Annotated in this window: 15 protein-coding genes; 9 read left to right on the forward strand and 6 right to left on the reverse strand. The window is 52.2% G+C overall.

Features of this window, described 5'->3' with window-relative positions; genetic code table 11:
- Nucleotides 1-2 precede the first annotated feature (2 nt).
- Complete coding sequence (locus BLP79_RS07900) at nt 3-407, reverse strand: RrF2 family transcriptional regulator (RefSeq protein ID WP_090217911.1); 405 nt, start codon at nt 405-407, stop codon at nt 3-5.
- Nucleotides 408-652: 245 nt separating this feature from the next.
- Between BLP79_RS07900 and BLP79_RS07905 the strand changes: the two genes are divergently transcribed.
- The 7 genes from BLP79_RS07905 to yidD all read left to right on the forward strand — a co-directional run bounded on the left by BLP79_RS07905 (nt 653) and on the right by yidD (nt 7,127).
- Entirely contained in the window at nt 653-2,179 is a 1,527-nt protein-coding gene (locus BLP79_RS07905; protein WP_090217912.1) for an ABC transporter substrate-binding protein, read from the forward strand.
- 73 nt (nt 2,180-2,252) lie between these two features.
- The gene (locus tag BLP79_RS07910) at nt 2,253-2,963 is read left to right on the forward strand and encodes an ATP-binding cassette domain-containing protein (protein WP_232716401.1); all 711 of its coding nucleotides are present in this window, start codon (nt 2,253-2,255) and stop codon (nt 2,961-2,963) included.
- On the forward strand, nt 2,957-3,682 hold the full coding sequence (locus BLP79_RS07915) for an ABC transporter ATP-binding protein (RefSeq protein ID WP_090217914.1): 726 nt from the start codon (nt 2,957-2,959) through the stop codon (nt 3,680-3,682). Before BLP79_RS07910 ends, BLP79_RS07915 begins: the two co-directional genes overlap by 7 nt.
- Nucleotides 3,679-4,617 carry an ABC transporter permease gene (locus BLP79_RS07920; protein WP_090217916.1) on the forward strand — a complete coding sequence of 313 codons (939 nt, stop codon included), beginning with the start codon at nt 3,679-3,681 and terminating at the stop codon, nt 4,615-4,617. Before BLP79_RS07915 ends, BLP79_RS07920 begins: the two co-directional genes overlap by 4 nt.
- Nucleotides 4,610-5,395, forward strand: coding sequence for an ABC transporter permease (locus BLP79_RS07925; protein ID WP_090217917.1), 786 nt, complete (start codon nt 4,610-4,612; stop codon nt 5,393-5,395). Before BLP79_RS07920 ends, BLP79_RS07925 begins: the two co-directional genes overlap by 8 nt.
- A 3-nt stretch (nt 5,396-5,398) precedes the next feature.
- A complete protein-coding gene (locus tag BLP79_RS07930) occupies nt 5,399-6,307 on the forward strand; it encodes a DMT family transporter (RefSeq protein WP_090217919.1) in 909 nt (302 codons plus the stop codon).
- A gap of 568 nt (nt 6,308-6,875) precedes the next feature.
- Nucleotides 6,876-7,127 (forward strand): membrane protein insertion efficiency factor YidD, encoded by a 252-nt coding sequence (gene yidD, locus BLP79_RS07940; protein ID WP_090217922.1) that lies wholly within the window; start codon nt 6,876-6,878, stop codon nt 7,125-7,127.
- A 24-nt stretch (nt 7,128-7,151) separates the two neighbouring features.
- On the opposite strand, the gene BLP79_RS07945 is transcribed toward yidD, so the two are convergent.
- The gene (locus tag BLP79_RS07945) at nt 7,152-7,841 is read right to left on the reverse strand and encodes a glutathione S-transferase family protein (protein ID WP_090217924.1); all 690 of its coding nucleotides are present in this window, start codon (nt 7,839-7,841) and stop codon (nt 7,152-7,154) included.
- A gap of 254 nt (nt 7,842-8,095) precedes the next feature.
- Here BLP79_RS07945 and BLP79_RS07950 point away from each other — a divergent pair, with 254 nt between their 5' ends.
- Complete coding sequence (locus tag BLP79_RS07950) at nt 8,096-8,434, forward strand: GTP-binding protein (protein ID WP_232716403.1); 339 nt, start codon at nt 8,096-8,098, stop codon at nt 8,432-8,434.
- Nucleotides 8,435-8,517: 83 nt separating this feature from the next.
- On the opposite strand, the gene BLP79_RS07955 is transcribed toward BLP79_RS07950, so the two are convergent.
- The 3 genes from BLP79_RS07955 to BLP79_RS07965 form a co-directional block, all read right to left on the reverse strand.
- Complete coding sequence (locus tag BLP79_RS07955; RefSeq protein WP_090217926.1) at nt 8,518-9,117, reverse strand: LysE family translocator; 600 nt, start codon at nt 9,115-9,117, stop codon at nt 8,518-8,520.
- 84 nt (nt 9,118-9,201) lie between these two features.
- On the reverse strand, nt 9,202-10,761 hold the full coding sequence (locus BLP79_RS07960) for a carbamoyltransferase C-terminal domain-containing protein (protein WP_090217928.1): 1,560 nt from the start codon (nt 10,759-10,761) through the stop codon (nt 9,202-9,204).
- Between the two features lie 256 nt (nt 10,762-11,017).
- A complete protein-coding gene (locus BLP79_RS07965; RefSeq protein WP_090217929.1) occupies nt 11,018-11,209 on the reverse strand; it encodes a hypothetical protein in 192 nt (63 codons plus the stop codon).
- Between the two features lie 70 nt (nt 11,210-11,279).
- On the opposite strand from BLP79_RS07965, the gene BLP79_RS07970 reads away from it, so the two are divergent.
- Nucleotides 11,280-12,161 carry a LysR substrate-binding domain-containing protein gene (locus BLP79_RS07970; protein WP_090217931.1) on the forward strand — a complete coding sequence of 294 codons (882 nt, stop codon included), beginning with the start codon at nt 11,280-11,282 and terminating at the stop codon, nt 12,159-12,161.
- Nucleotides 12,162-12,400: 239 nt separating this feature from the next.
- On the opposite strand, the gene BLP79_RS07975 is transcribed toward BLP79_RS07970, so the two are convergent.
- Nucleotides 12,401-13,414, reverse strand: coding sequence for an alpha/beta hydrolase family protein (locus BLP79_RS07975; RefSeq protein WP_090217932.1), 1,014 nt, complete (start codon nt 13,412-13,414; stop codon nt 12,401-12,403).
- Nucleotides 13,415-13,525 lie beyond the last annotated feature (111 nt).

Raw genomic sequence — 13,525 nt, forward strand, 5'->3', positions numbered from 1 at the left:
CGCTAGACTTCTTGAAATTGTGCAAGCGTTGTTTCCCCCAGCCGTTCTACCAGGCTTCTTTCGGCCTCTAAAAGTACAGAAGTCACATGCTTATGCAGTTCGCTTTCAACGGCACAAGAGCGGGCATAGTCAGCCGGAGGTGGAGCGACGATGTTTTCATCCAGCGCAGAATATATATCCGCCAGTGTAATATCCTTTGGCGCAGAGGCCAGACGCCAACCGCCAGCATGGCCTTTTTCTGAAACCAGCAGGCCAGCCTCTCGCAATCGGCCCAGTACACGACGGACAACAACTGGATTGGTCCCTGCATGGTCTGCAATTTCCGCAGACGTGTGCATTCTGTCAGGCTCGTTTGCGATATGGCCCAATGTATGAAGGGCCAACCAAAGTCGGCTATTTTGCTTCATGGTGTTTCTCCAGATCCCTTGATCAATAAGGTCTGTAACTTTTGATGTTGCGAAACATTCGTAACGTTGTTAGTTGCGTGACTCGAGATTGATTGTTTTAGTCAGGATATCATGATGCTCTGCTTCGCTGTTGGTGATCGTGCACTGGGTTTTGGATCAGAACACCTTTGCGATGATGACCGGGCCATGTCCACTGTAATTGATCGTCTCCGTTTAAATTTGTCTTAGGAATAAAGGAAACTGCCATGTCATTGATGTCACGGCTGGCTTTTGCTGGGGTTCTGGCGGTTGGCGCATTTGCGGCACCTGCTGTTGCGCAAGAGGGCAGTCTTACCATTTCGGTGGGGTTTATTTCTGAGTCAGAAATTCCTGACCCGCGCGCCAGCTATAATGGTTGGATGTCAAACCAGACCGGTGTCACCGAAACCCTTATGGGTTTGGATTACGATATGAAGCTTTATCCGCGTCTGGCGGAGGCGATTGAACAATCCGCGCCCACCACATGGCGTGTGACGTTGCGCGAAGGTGTAACGTTTCATGATGGGTCCGCTTTGACCGCGCAGGCGGTGATCGACTCGATTAGTCCGATGTCAGAAGAAGGCCATCCCGCAAGCAATGCACGGATTGTGAAATTGCTTGATCTGGCAGGTATGTCCACAGACGGTGACCGTGTTGTGGTGTTTGAGACCAACAGCCCAAATGCGGCTTTCCCATGGTCGTTGTCCGAGCCCGGCCTAGCCATTCTGGGGGCGCCTTCAGATGCGTTCCCGATTAATGGCACGGGTCCTTATATTTTTCGCGACGCGGTTCCCAATCAAGAATACCGCGTAGAGGCGAATTCAGATTACCGTCTTGGCGTGCCCGGTTTTGAAGAAGTTCGGGTTGTTGGCATTGCCAATCCAAGCTCTGCGGCACTTGCCTTTGAGGCGGGTGAAGTTGATATGGTGATCAACTATCCTGAGGCTGATTTTGCGCGCATCAGCGCAGGCGAGGCACAGGGATTTTCTGCGCCGACATCGCGTCTTTACTTCTACACGGTGAATGCGGCCAGTGGGCCAATGTCTAACCCGCTGATCCGTAAGGCCGTTTCTTTTGCCATTGATCGCAACGGTGTTGTTGATGCTGTTTTGTCAGGTGTCGGCGGTGTTGCTGCAGGCACTGTGTTCCCGGCTGGTAAAAATTGGGCTGCAGATATTGCGGCGGAGTATGATCCTGCGAAAGCAGAGGCGCTTTTGGCGGAAGCAGGGGCTGTGAAAACAGGTGGTCAGTGGATGCTGGATGGCGCGCCCCTAGAGATCGATATCGTAACCTATTCGTCCCGCGCGGCCTTGTCGCCGACTGCAGAAATCACACAAGCTTTCCTGTCAGCGATTGGGATCAAAGCCTCTGTAAAGGTTGGCGAATGGGGCGCAAGCAATGATCAGATTGCAGCGGGCGAAGCGGATTTGTTCCTGCAAGCTTGGGTGGCCACCCCGCAAGGCGATCCCGGTTCCGTTCTGGAAGCGCTGCTGAAATCTGATGGCGGATCTAATTCAGGGCGTTATGCCAATGCTGAATTGGACAAACTGCTGGAGGCTGGGCGTCTGACATTTGATCAGGATAAACGCGAGGCGATCTATGATGACGTGCAACAGATCATCGCTGCGGATGCGGCCTTGATCCCTGTTTTCCATGTCAGTCAGGTGAATGTCGCCAAAGCAGGTCTAACAGGGTATCAGGTGCACCCAACCGAGACCTATTGGTTGACCCATGAGACAAAACTCGCTGAGTAAATTGTGATGTGTTCCTGAGCCAGTTTTTGGCTCAGGAGCGGTCTGTGTTTTTCTATTTAATTAAGGTCTGCCTATGGTAAGCGGCTCAACCGTCACAAAACTGGCGCTGCGCGTAAGTGATCTGAGCGCCATGCGTTCCGGGCGCACCATATTGTATCCAACCTCTTTGAACATTGCTCCAGCTGAACGAATTGGGATCGTCGGGTCGTCGGGATCCGGGAAATCCACTTTTGGACATGCGCTGATTGATGATCTGCGTCGTCAGGGCCATAGTGTCGCGCAAGTGCCGCAAAGCCCTGATGAAGCCTTGGACCCGCTGCGCAGCATGGCGTTTCACTGGCAAGAAGCAGAGCGTGCTTTGGGATTGAAACCCGGAACGGCGGACCGCGAGGCGCTGTTTGCGACGTTGAAAATCGAAAAAGGGGACATGCGCAAACGCCCTTGGGGTTGGAGCCGCGGGATGCAGCAGCGCTTTGTTATTGCGATGGCGTTGATTGGCGCGCCGGATTTGATTGTGCTGGATGAACCCACTTCGGCTTTAGATCCTGTGGTTGCGGCCGCCACAATGCAATTGCTGGATCAACATCTGACGGAGCAAAACATTGCGATGGTGTTGATTACCCATGATTTGGGTCTGGCTTCTAAATGGGTGTCAAAACTGGCAGTGATGCAGGATGGTCATCTGGTTGAGGAAGCCGCGACGCAGGATATTTTAAACACCCCTCAGACAAAAGCGGCGCAATCCCTTGTGGCGCACCGCAACTGGATGGCACTTCCATGCTGACTGTTGACACGATCGCCGTAAAACGCGGCTCTAAGCTTGCACTTCAAAATATCGCCTTCACTTTGGCGGCCGGGAAAACACTGGCTGTTGTGGGGGAAAGTGGGGCAGGTAAATCAACCTTGATTGCGGCAATCTTGGGGTTTTTGAAGCCAATACAGGGCCAGATTGCATGGTCTGGGCAACCCGTGCGCAGCTGTCGTCCGGCACTTGTGATGCAAGAGCCGCGCGCCGCGTTTAACCCCGTTTTGCCGTTGCGCCGTTCGGTGCTGGAACCTGTGGTTGCGGCGGGTCAGTCGGTGCCAGAGGCGCGGATCAAACGCCTGTGTGATGGATTGGAGATTAAGGAAGAGATCCTTGAACGACGACCAAATGAAGTGTCAATTGGGCAGGCGCAGCGTGTGGGGATTTTGCGAGCTTTGATTGCGGCTCCACCTTTGGTTTTGTTTGATGAGCCGCTGTCGGCTTTGGACGCGGTGACCCAGAAACACACCGCAAGATTGATCCGAGATTTGCAGGCCGAAGAAGGGTTCGCCGCTTTGATTGTGACCCACGATCTTGGCTATGCAGTGGCGCATAGTGATGAAATTGCGGTGCTCAGAGCGGGCCAGATTGAGGAAATTTCGACACCGCAGCAATTTGTGACGGCGCCCAAAGCGGGCTATTGTCAAGCCTTGCGGGATGCGGCCATTGCCCTTGGCGGCTTGGAGGCTGCAGCATGAGCAAGACACTGTTTGGGCTGTTGCTGAGAACCCTTGTGGTTTTGGCAGGCACCGCCTTTTTGACCTTTGCGCTGCTGTGGAACGCGCCCGGTGATCCGGCAGCGGCGATTGCGATGGCCCGTTTTGATGCGCTTTTGTCGCAGGAGGTGATTGATCAGGTGCGCGAAGAGGTGGGTTTGAACACCTCGTTTTGGCCCGCGTTCTGGTCATGGTTGGGGCCTTTGTTGTGCTTTGATTTTGGCAATTCCGCAGTCACGGGGCGGCCGGTTTGGCCGGATCTTTGGGGGGCGATGACCTATACGTTTCCTTTGGCCTTTGCAGGATTGATGATTGGTCTTGGCGTGGCGCTTCCCTTGGCGATCTTTGCGGCGAAACGCCCCGGACGTCTGAGTGATCGCATTGCGGTTGCGATTGCATCACTTGGCGCGGCGATCCCGGCCTATTGGCTGGGGTTGTTGTTGATTTTGCTCTTTGCGGTGCAGCTTGGTTGGTTGCCTGCCATGGGCGCGCGGACCCCTGCACATGCTATTTTGCCTGCGCTGACCCTTGGCCTTGGCGTTGCGGCCTCTTTGACGCGCATTATCAGGTCGGGGATTTTGGAAGCGCGGGGACAAGCGTTTTTACCGGCGATCCAGCGACGCGGCGTACCTGAGGCGGCTATTGGCCGGGATCATATCGCGCCTCATGCGGCGATCCCTGTCATCACTGTGTTTGGTCTTGAACTGGCGTTTCTGCTGGAAGGGGCTGTGCTGGTTGAGGTGATCTTTGGGCGACCGGGGCTGGGCACCTTTTTGGTGTCTGCGATTGCAGCGCGTGATTTTCCACAAGTGCAGGCGGTTGTTCTTTTGACCGCGCTGGTTTTTGTTGTGTCAAATCTGATCATCGATCTGCTGTATCGCCTTATTGATCCTCGGATTGGAGAACGGGATGCGTAGTGTTCTGATCCTCGCTGTCTTTTTTGCGTTGCTTATTGTGTTTGGGGCCGCTCTGGCACCGCATGATCCTAATGCGCTGAATATTCCCAAACGCTTGTCGCCGCCCAGCACTGAATTCCTTTTGGGAACTGATGCCTTGGGGCGAGATGTGCTGTCACGCCTGCTGCATGGCGCGCGCTGGTCTCTTGGCCTTGCCTTTGTGGTTTCGCTGATCAGCCTTGCGATTGGGACATGTGCTGGGTTGATTGCAGCACAGGGCGGTAAAATTGCCGATTGGGTGATGATGAGGGTAACAGATACCTTTCTTGCCTTTCCAGAACTGGTGGCTGCGGTTGTGATTGCCGGGCTTTTGGGGGCGGGGACCTGGAGTTTGATCTTTGCGCTTAGCCTGACCGGCTGGATGCGGTTTGCGCGCGTGGCCCGCGGCACGGGGCTTTCTGTTAAAACACGAGGCTATGTTGTGCAGGCGCAACTGGCTGGAATGCCTGCATGGTCTATTGCGCGGTGGCATTACCTGCCCGCCTTGTTGCCGTCGCTGACTGTGGTCTGGACGGGGGCGTTTGCGCGGGCCATCCTTGGCATTTCCGCGCTTGGGTTCCTGGGCTTTGGCGTGCAGCCGCCCAACCCGGAATGGGGGTCTATGCTGCTGGATGCCCGGGTTCATATGCGATCCACACCTTTGCTGATGATCTGGCCGGGTCTGGTTGTTGTGACTTGTGTGCTGGCCATCAATCTGTCAGGCGATGCGTTGCGAGATGCCATTGCGAAAGATGCCTAAGAGATGACCACAACCACGTTTGACCGGCCTTTGCTGGGCATAAACCTGCGTATTGTTGCGGGCCTCTTGGCTGCAGGCATGTTTGTGAGTGTGAAGGCGCTGGAGACGTCAGTGCCTTTGGGGGAGGTGGTTTTTTTCCGTTCCTTCTTTGCCATTATCCCGCTCGTTATTTTTCTGTGGATCCGGCGCGAATTCCCGCAAGGGCTGGCGACGAAACGCCCCTTTGGACATTTGATGCGGTCGGGTCTTGGGGCTTTGGCGTTGTTCACCTCTTTTGCGGGGGTTGCGCGGCTTAATCTGGCAGAGGTGATCCTGATGGCGCAACTGTCGCCCATGCTGATGGCCATTGGTGCGGTTGTGTTTCTGTCTGAACGGCTGAATCCGTGGCGTATTGTTGGATTGGGTGTCGGGTTTGCAGGTGTTCTTGTCATGGTCTGGCCAGAGCTGAACGCGGATCTGGACGGAGTACGCCTTTTGGGGTTTGGCTTTGCGCTTTGTTCGGCTGTGTTGTCTGCCTTTGCCATGGTCATGGTGCGCAATCTCAACAAAACGGAAAGCCCCGGTGCAATTGCCTTTTATTTTGTCATTGCCTCAATGATCGGCGCGCTTTTCACTTTGCCATGGGGCTGGATCATGCCGGATGGGGCAACCCTTGCCTTGCTGATCAGTGCAGGCCTATTTGGTGGCTTTTCCCATATCGCGCTGACGCTGTCGTTTAGATATGCTGAGGCCTCTCGTCTTGCACCTTTTGAGTATATCGCGCTTTTATGGCCGCTGCTTGCGGATCTCTTCCTGTTTCGGGTTGGCTTGTCTTCTACGTTTTTGATTGCTGCCCCTCTTATTCTGGCAGGGGCCGCCTTTGCGGCGCTGGAACGCAAACCAAGAGCACCTGTGGCAAAGCTTGCGTCCTGATCCGGAATGCGATTTCAATACCTTAAGATAGTTCGCGAATATCCTGTTCTGTTATCTTGGATACGGGTTTGTCGATACGCCTGCGTACCTTCGGAAAGCTGAGCGTGACGATCTGAATTTCGGTCATCGATCCCTCGCACCTGGGGTCTGTGCAGAAGCTTTTCCGCAGGGTTGCCAAACATCGCGCTGCGCTGCCCAATCGGTTGACCCGTTGCAGATAGCTAAAGGGACTGTGTTGTTTGCCGAAGAGAAGTGTCCAGGTTATGGACGCAAATGGCCTGTCTAAGGCGGAGGCCAGTGTGTTCTTGTACCTTTTGCCACAGGTCATCCTTAATGGCGACTGAGGTCAGGGCTAAATCTTGTATCGTTTTCAAGATATGCGGTAATTTTGGTTCTTCAATTTCGATGTGTTTTGTGCGCGTCAGTATGTCTACGTATCAACCGTCTATTGCGGAGCGTATATGAGTGTGTTGAGAACAGAACCAGAAGACGTGATTGGGGATGAGCTTTTGACGATTGGTGTGGAAATAGAAAATGGTTGCTGTGGCAGCCTCTGGCGCATGCAACCATGAGAGCGTTTTTCATCTGGCTGCTGATTTTACCCATTCGGGGCTATAAGCTGTTGCTGTCGCCTTGGGTTGGGCATTCATGCCGGTTTCAGCCGACCTGTTCGACCTATGCTATAGACGCATTGGAAAGACATGGGCCGATACGGGGTCTGTGGCTTACGATCGTGCGCTTGGTGCGCTGCAATCCTTGGGGCGGATCTGGTTTTGATCCCGTGCCGCCCAAGGTCCGATCTGATCAGGATCAGAAATAGCCCGTCATTTCAAAGCGCAAAAGATCAGATCGCCGACCCTTCTGGTGGCATTGGCAGTCTGGGCCTTGTGAAAGGATTGACGCCCAGGCCTTCTGCTTTTACGGCTGCATGAACGCTGTCACGCTGTTCCATCTGCTGCGCCAGTCTGGCCAAATTTGGATACTGTGTCAGGGCAAACCACGGCTCTTGATCTGTGGGATAAAGCGCGGACCATCGCAAGAGCGGACAGATATAGAGGCTGAGCGCAGACCCTGCATGAAACAATGAAGGATGCGCCGCAAGCGTGCTGTCCAGAATAGAAAAATGCTTTTTCAGGCGCTTGGTCATGATCTGATGATGGGCGCTCAGGGTTGCTTTTGGGACATATCGATCTGGGTAAAAGGTGCGAGCCAGATCTGAATGCAGGGTGTTTGAAAGAAAAAACATCCAGCGCAGAAAAACACCACGCTTTTGACTTTGAACCGGTGCGCCAAGGTTGGCTGCCGGGTGGGCATCACAAAGCCACAACAGGCAGGCGGCTGTTTCGGTCAGGATACCATCAGGCGTATCTAATGCAGGTATTTGCCCCATTGGGTTGATTGCCAGATAAGCGGGAGAGTGCTGTTCCTGTTCGCCACGATCTACAAGAACCGTTTCATAATCCAATTGCATTTCTTCCAGCGCCAGCCGCAAAATCAGCGATGCATTGTCTGGGGCATAATAGAGTTTCAGCATATCGTGGGTCTTTGTTCAGTTGAGGTAGAAACAGTTTGGTGGTGGTTTCGTAAGATCCTGTCAGGTTGCGTAGCATAAAGAGCCTGGTTGAGCTAATGTTATCTTATTACATGTACTATGTCATATCTGATGGCTTTGGAGATTGCACTGGAAGATAATCGCATCCCGGTCACAGTGCTCACATGGTTTTTTGGGGGGGGAGCAGGCAAGGCCATGTTTTTGAATGTAATTTTGACTAACAGCCCCAAGAACGCATGGCTGTTATCGTAAATGAATTTGGCGAGGCAGGTCTTGCTCATGACCTGATTGAAACAGCCAGTGATGATATCGTGCTGATGGCATCTGGCTGTCTATGCTGTACAATCCGCGGAGCGTTGGCGAACCCTATGATGGATCTTAGGTCACGCCAGAATGCGGTGGCCTTTGATTTTGATCGCGTGGTGATTGAGACAACAGGGCTGGCGGATCAGGGACCGATTTTGCAAACCATGCTGGTTGAATATGCGTTTTGTACCCCACGCCGTCGGGGTTGCTGTAGACATCAAAGCAGGCCATCAGTACGTGCGATATCGCTCCAGAGGCAGACCGTATGAAATCAAGCTTGCGTTACATATCGGTTCTCTGGGCTAGTGATTGCAGGCACAGCCCAGAGAAAGCATCAGCAGACCGGCTGATATCAGGTTAGGAAGATATAGACCCCAACTGCGGCAACCATCACACCAAAAAAGATATTCTGCGCGCGCTGTTGTCCGGCGGATTGAAAACGACGGAATATGAGATCCCCACCTGCAATCCAAATAGAGTGGCAAATCAGGCAAAGTACAACAAATATCGCGGTCAGGATAAAGACTTGTGCTGTAAGGCTGCCATTTGGATCAAGAAATTGCGAATAAATAAGAGGAAACATCGCGTGAATCTTCGGGTTTAACATGACAACGAAAAACCCATCACGATATCCCATAGGTTCTGCCTTTTGCGCTTCAGAGGAAGAGGAGGTAGAAGCGGTAAAGAACTTATATGCCAGATAAAATATATACAGAACGCCGGCTATCTTAAAAACCTGATAGCTGCTGGGATAGCGTTCAAAAATATTGACCAGACCAAACCCATAAATCAAGGATAATACAAGATTGGCTGTGTCGAACCCAAATAGGAACGGGAGAGTGCGCCTATACCCGAAACTTGCGCCGTTGGCTGCCAGAAGCGCATTGCCCGGACCGGGACTGATAATCAGCGCCGATGAAAAGCTCGCCATTGCGATCCATAATTGTATCATACTAAATTAATCCTTCCCCGTTGTCATTCGCCAGGCCCTGAGGGTGCGAATGTGGAAGAGGTGTATTTTCATACACCTCTGATTTTATTTCTTTTTGTAGAATTTATCTTCAACGACAAAGCCGTCCAATCCGGCGTTTGTAGCGTATTTCACCAGATCAGACATACGGTTGATAAAACCCGTGCCGTTGAAGTTCAGCGATGTATTGCACAAAACGCCGTAGCCAGTATCTGATTTGAATTGCATGAGCAGTTTTGTCATTTCAGGATTGGTTGCATCAGATACCGTTTGTGCCCGTGCAGAGCCATCGACATGGGTAATTGTTTTAAGTGCGTCTGTTTTGACCTTTTGAAAGTGGAGCATATAAGGGCTTGGACCGTGGTTTTCGAAATACGCGTCCATGTCCGTTTCCAGACAAATCGGTGCAATTGGCCGGAACCCTTCCCTGTTTTTTATCTTATTCAGGCGCGCATGCATCTCTTTGGTGAAAGGAGCTGCAATAAGGGATCGATTGCCAAGTGCGCGCGGCCCGATTTCATATTTTCCTTGAACCCAGGCTATAACATTCTGGTTTTTAAGGAAATCGGAGACCTGCGCGTAATCCAGATCAAAGGCGTCATATTCTGACAGGTCGGCTTTGTCGTGGACGAAGGCTTCACCGGCATAGACTGACCAATTTATTTTGGCCTCGCCTGTATAGTGGCGTTGCGCATCGATGGCTGTACCAATGGCTGAGCCGGAATCATTTGTACAAGGTGGAATAAAGATGTCAGAGAACAGGCCTGTATTGTGCCATTCGCTGTTCCAGTCACAATTCAGACCGCATCCGCCCGCAATCAACAAAGGGAGCTTCTCTGTCAGATGTTCTTTGGCAAAATCGTGGAAGCGTTGGAAAAGAGTATCGGAAAAATTACGGGCCAAGTTTTTAAATTGTTCTGATTCAACGCCAATGTTGAAATAAGGAGAATCCCGCAGCTGGCCCTTGTCTACATCAAGCAAAATGGCTTTTTGGGATAAGATGAAATCAATGAGCTCTTTATCACTGTCAGATGCGCTGTTGGGTTTTCCATAGCTGACCAATGCCATCAGTTTGCCAGCGTCAGAATACCGGAAAAACCCTTTGTGAATTGGAAACGACGGGTCAGCCAAAGCATAAAGGAAGGCGTATTTATTGCCCGGATCAGCCATCACACTGCCGATTTTCGTAACATGTACGTTTTCGTCAATGTGATAAAAACACCCCAACGACCCTTCCCAGATTAGCGCATAACAGGCCTGGCCTTGCGGAAACGGGGACATGCCGTAAGCGCCCAGAATATGAGAGCGTTCATGCGAGGAAGAGAAAAGGCGAACCTCTTTGCCTAAGAAATTTTGAGTCCGGTCAACGATTGTGTTGACACCTTCGCCGTAGTAGCCGCCTTCAACAGGATCGTTAACAGAGTGAAAACCTTTAACCCAACCCGAAATGGCTACGACATCTGGAATCGTGTCGACATATTCCATCGCCCGTAGGTTTAGGCTTGGGGTTACAACTTCGTAGCGCGGCCAAGAATCTTTTTCGGCTTCGATGGAAAATTGTAATTTACTCTTATCAAGATAGGCAACATGTCCATCATGGCCTGCTTTATAAGATAAAATCTTCATGTATTTAATTCCTTAAATGTATTGTGCGACACCAAATTGGTTTCGTAAAATATGGGTCGGATTGCCCAAACAGGTTTGTCCAAAATCTAACCGAAACGGGTTTTTAGGTGGGGTGGGGTATTCCGTCGCTGACCCTCAATACCGCGTTCTATTGTCGAGATAAGGCACAGTTGGATTTAAAAAAACAATACAGGGAACAGGGTACTTTGGCGCGCCATGTCGCCAAAACCCGATATGCGGTAATGAGCCAGTCTGTTTACTCTTCGTCATGGAAAACATGTGACGAGAATGGCAGATCTGCGCGCTCGCGTTCGGTCATTGCACGGATCGCGGGATGTGCAAGTGGATCGTTGTGCCATTTCCGTCGCTCAAGGCAATTTGGCGTTTGAGTGTCCCAGAACAGATGTTTGAAACCGCGAGCGAGTATTTTAATAAATCTATATGACATGATCCTGTGCTAGCGCTTGTAGATCATAAAAAAGATCGATTTCTTCTCAATAGGTATATAGATTTTCTATATGCAGGATCTCTCTAATATTCATCTGGCCGCCCTTCGTGCGGTTGAGGCTGTGGCCCGGCTTGGCACCTTAAAGGCGGCGGCGGATGCGCTTGGAGTGACATCTGGCGCGATTAGTCAGCAGGTGCTTAAGGCGGAAGCACAAATGGGGGTCACGCTTTTTCGACGTACGCCCAAAGGTATGGTGCTCACCCCGATCGGGCGAGAGATTGCCTCGCATTTGACAGAGGGTTTTGAGGCTCTGTTGCGGGGCGTTTCTGTGGCGCAAAGCAAAATCGAAGACAGCATGACAGTTTCTGTGGCTCCGGTTTTTGCCGCGAAATGGCTGGTGCGTCGCTTGGGAGAATTCGCCAAGTTAGAGCCTGATATTCGTGTGCGCATCGATGCCAGTGGCGCGCATGTTATGCCGCGCCCCGGTGATGTGGATGTTTGTATTCGTGTGGGTCGCGGTGACTGGGCTGGTGTGGCAGCAGAGCGCATTTTACCGCAGCGCGTTTTTCCAGTCTGCGCCCCCGGTTTTGCAGAGCAGGTTCCAGATTTAGCTGCGTTGACCACAGTTCCTATCATTCGCCAACGGTCTAATACACTGTTTGGTTGGGATGTCTGGCTGGCTCCAAATGGTATGGCTGAAAATATGTTGGGCGAGGGGCCTGTATTTTCAGATGCATCTTTGTGTCTTGATGCAGCTTCAGCTGGACAGGGTGTTTTTCTTGCGCTGGAGACTTTGGCCCGCGATGCCATTGACATGGGGCAGTTGGTGCCAGCTTTGCCGGGGCGGTTCCCAACCGAGGTAGCCTATTGGTTTGTAGAGCCAAAAGGCGTGCGCCGCCCGCCCCATGTCAAAGCGTTTCGCGACTGGCTTTTTGCAGCTTTGTCCTTGTGATATGAACACGTTTTCAAAAGCACGGCTGCGTGTAAGAGGGATAGCAAAGCGGTGCAGGATCACATGCAGTCAACTTGGCTGTGCATAAGGCATTCAATGTCCGTTAGGTTGGCCAATCGCCAATATCCATATCGCGGTGATACGGGTTGTTTGGAGTGTGAACCGTATGTGCCATCAGTTGGAGCAATTGCTTTTGTGCGCCACCCCCTTATCTGGGGGGTGGCTTTGCTGAGGGCCCTTTAAAGCCCAAGTCCTGAGGCGATTGTATTGATCAGCTCTATATGGACGGCGGCGCGATTGGTGCCTTTGGGGTCGGTGCAAATTGGATCATCGCCATAATCTTCAAGCATTTGGGCGGCTCCCTCTTTGCAGGTGCCCAGAAAGGTAAAGTGGTTTGCTGGAGCAATCTCAACATAGGTGGTGTCGGGCAGGTGGCTGGCCAGCTGATTTCCATTCGGACCAACATCTGCCGCGTTCAACCGGTCTTCCTGTCCAAGATTGATCAACGTGATGCCGGGTATGGCGTCTTTGAAACTTGCGGGATCAGCAGCCCGCCCGAATCCCGGGTCGATAACAACAGCCTTTGTGATGCGCGCATCACGGGCATTTTTGTCAAAGCCGGGGTGGTCTGAAAACTGCACGCCGCCCAGATGAAAAAAAGCGCAATCCGCAGCTTCGGGACCTGTTGTGCAGTTTTCATCTTGCTTTGCCCCTTCAAAGCGCACACCTGCAAGGCCAAGCGCGGTTGCGCCCCCCAACGAGAAGCCAACAACGCCAATATGCTTTTGATCAATGAATGGTACAAAGGCCGGATCAGTCAGGATCATGTCCAGCGCGGCAGATAGATCAGTGGCGCGCGCAGAAAGGTCGACAGACCGGCGAGGAGAGCTATCCCCGCTGGTTGATCCCGGATGGTTGACCGCAAGCACAATCGCACCCTGTGCCACAAGGCCACTCGACAGCCAGGCCAATGCATCCGCATTGCCACCAGACCCGTGCGACAAAATAACAAGTGGGTGTTTTCCAGCCGCGACAGCTGGACCGATAAAAGCAAAGCCTGGTTCAAAAATTGGACCATCCCCGACGGGTGCAGGGTAGGTGGCGTTGGCAGCTGGATACCAGATCGAAGCTGCAATAGGCCGGGCGCGGTGATCTGCCTGGAGATCAAATCGGTCATATCCGGGCAACATATCAGCCGCCGCTGGGACCGCCGCCGTCAGGGCAATCAGTGAAAGAAAAGCAAGACGTTTCATAAGGGGCTCCATTTTAAAAGCTGTCCAATGAATGCGGAAAATTGCGTATTCCTGCGTCCTGTTTTCGGGATTCAGGTCGTCACAATCCGGTTTTTGGACCATAGTCGCGGT

The sequence above is a fragment of the Epibacterium ulvae genome (genome assembly GCF_900102795.1).
GTDB lineage: Bacteria > Pseudomonadota > Alphaproteobacteria > Rhodobacterales > Rhodobacteraceae > Epibacterium > Epibacterium ulvae.

Coding starts and splice junctions, on each gene's coding strand:
- BLP79_RS07975 (WP_090217932.1), bottom strand. CDS start 13,414: ATGAAACGTCTTGCTTTTCTTTCACTGATTGCCCTGACGGCGGCGGTC.
- BLP79_RS07900 (WP_090217911.1), bottom strand. CDS start 407: ATGAAGCAAAATAGCCGACTTTGGTTGGCCCTTCATACATTGGGCCAT.
- BLP79_RS07970 (WP_090217931.1), top strand. CDS start 11,280: ATGCAGGATCTCTCTAATATTCATCTGGCCGCCCTTCGTGCGGTTGAG.
- BLP79_RS07960 (WP_090217928.1), bottom strand. CDS start 10,761: ATGAAGATTTTATCTTATAAAGCAGGCCATGATGGACATGTTGCCTAT.
- BLP79_RS07950 (WP_232716403.1), top strand. CDS start 8,096: ATGGCTGTTATCGTAAATGAATTTGGCGAGGCAGGTCTTGCTCATGAC.
- yidD (WP_090217922.1), top strand. CDS start 6,876: ATGAGAGCGTTTTTCATCTGGCTGCTGATTTTACCCATTCGGGGCTAT.
- BLP79_RS07905 (WP_090217912.1), top strand. CDS start 653: ATGTCATTGATGTCACGGCTGGCTTTTGCTGGGGTTCTGGCGGTTGGC.
- BLP79_RS07945 (WP_090217924.1), bottom strand. CDS start 7,841: ATGCTGAAACTCTATTATGCCCCAGACAATGCATCGCTGATTTTGCGG.
- BLP79_RS07930 (WP_090217919.1), top strand. CDS start 5,399: ATGACCACAACCACGTTTGACCGGCCTTTGCTGGGCATAAACCTGCGT.
- BLP79_RS07910 (WP_232716401.1), top strand. CDS start 2,253: ATGGTAAGCGGCTCAACCGTCACAAAACTGGCGCTGCGCGTAAGTGAT.
- BLP79_RS07925 (WP_090217917.1), top strand. CDS start 4,610: ATGCGTAGTGTTCTGATCCTCGCTGTCTTTTTTGCGTTGCTTATTGTG.
- BLP79_RS07920 (WP_090217916.1), top strand. CDS start 3,679: ATGAGCAAGACACTGTTTGGGCTGTTGCTGAGAACCCTTGTGGTTTTG.
- BLP79_RS07965 (WP_090217929.1), bottom strand. CDS start 11,209: ATGTCATATAGATTTATTAAAATACTCGCTCGCGGTTTCAAACATCTG.
- BLP79_RS07955 (WP_090217926.1), bottom strand. CDS start 9,117: ATGATACAATTATGGATCGCAATGGCGAGCTTTTCATCGGCGCTGATT.
- BLP79_RS07915 (WP_090217914.1), top strand. CDS start 2,957: ATGCTGACTGTTGACACGATCGCCGTAAAACGCGGCTCTAAGCTTGCA.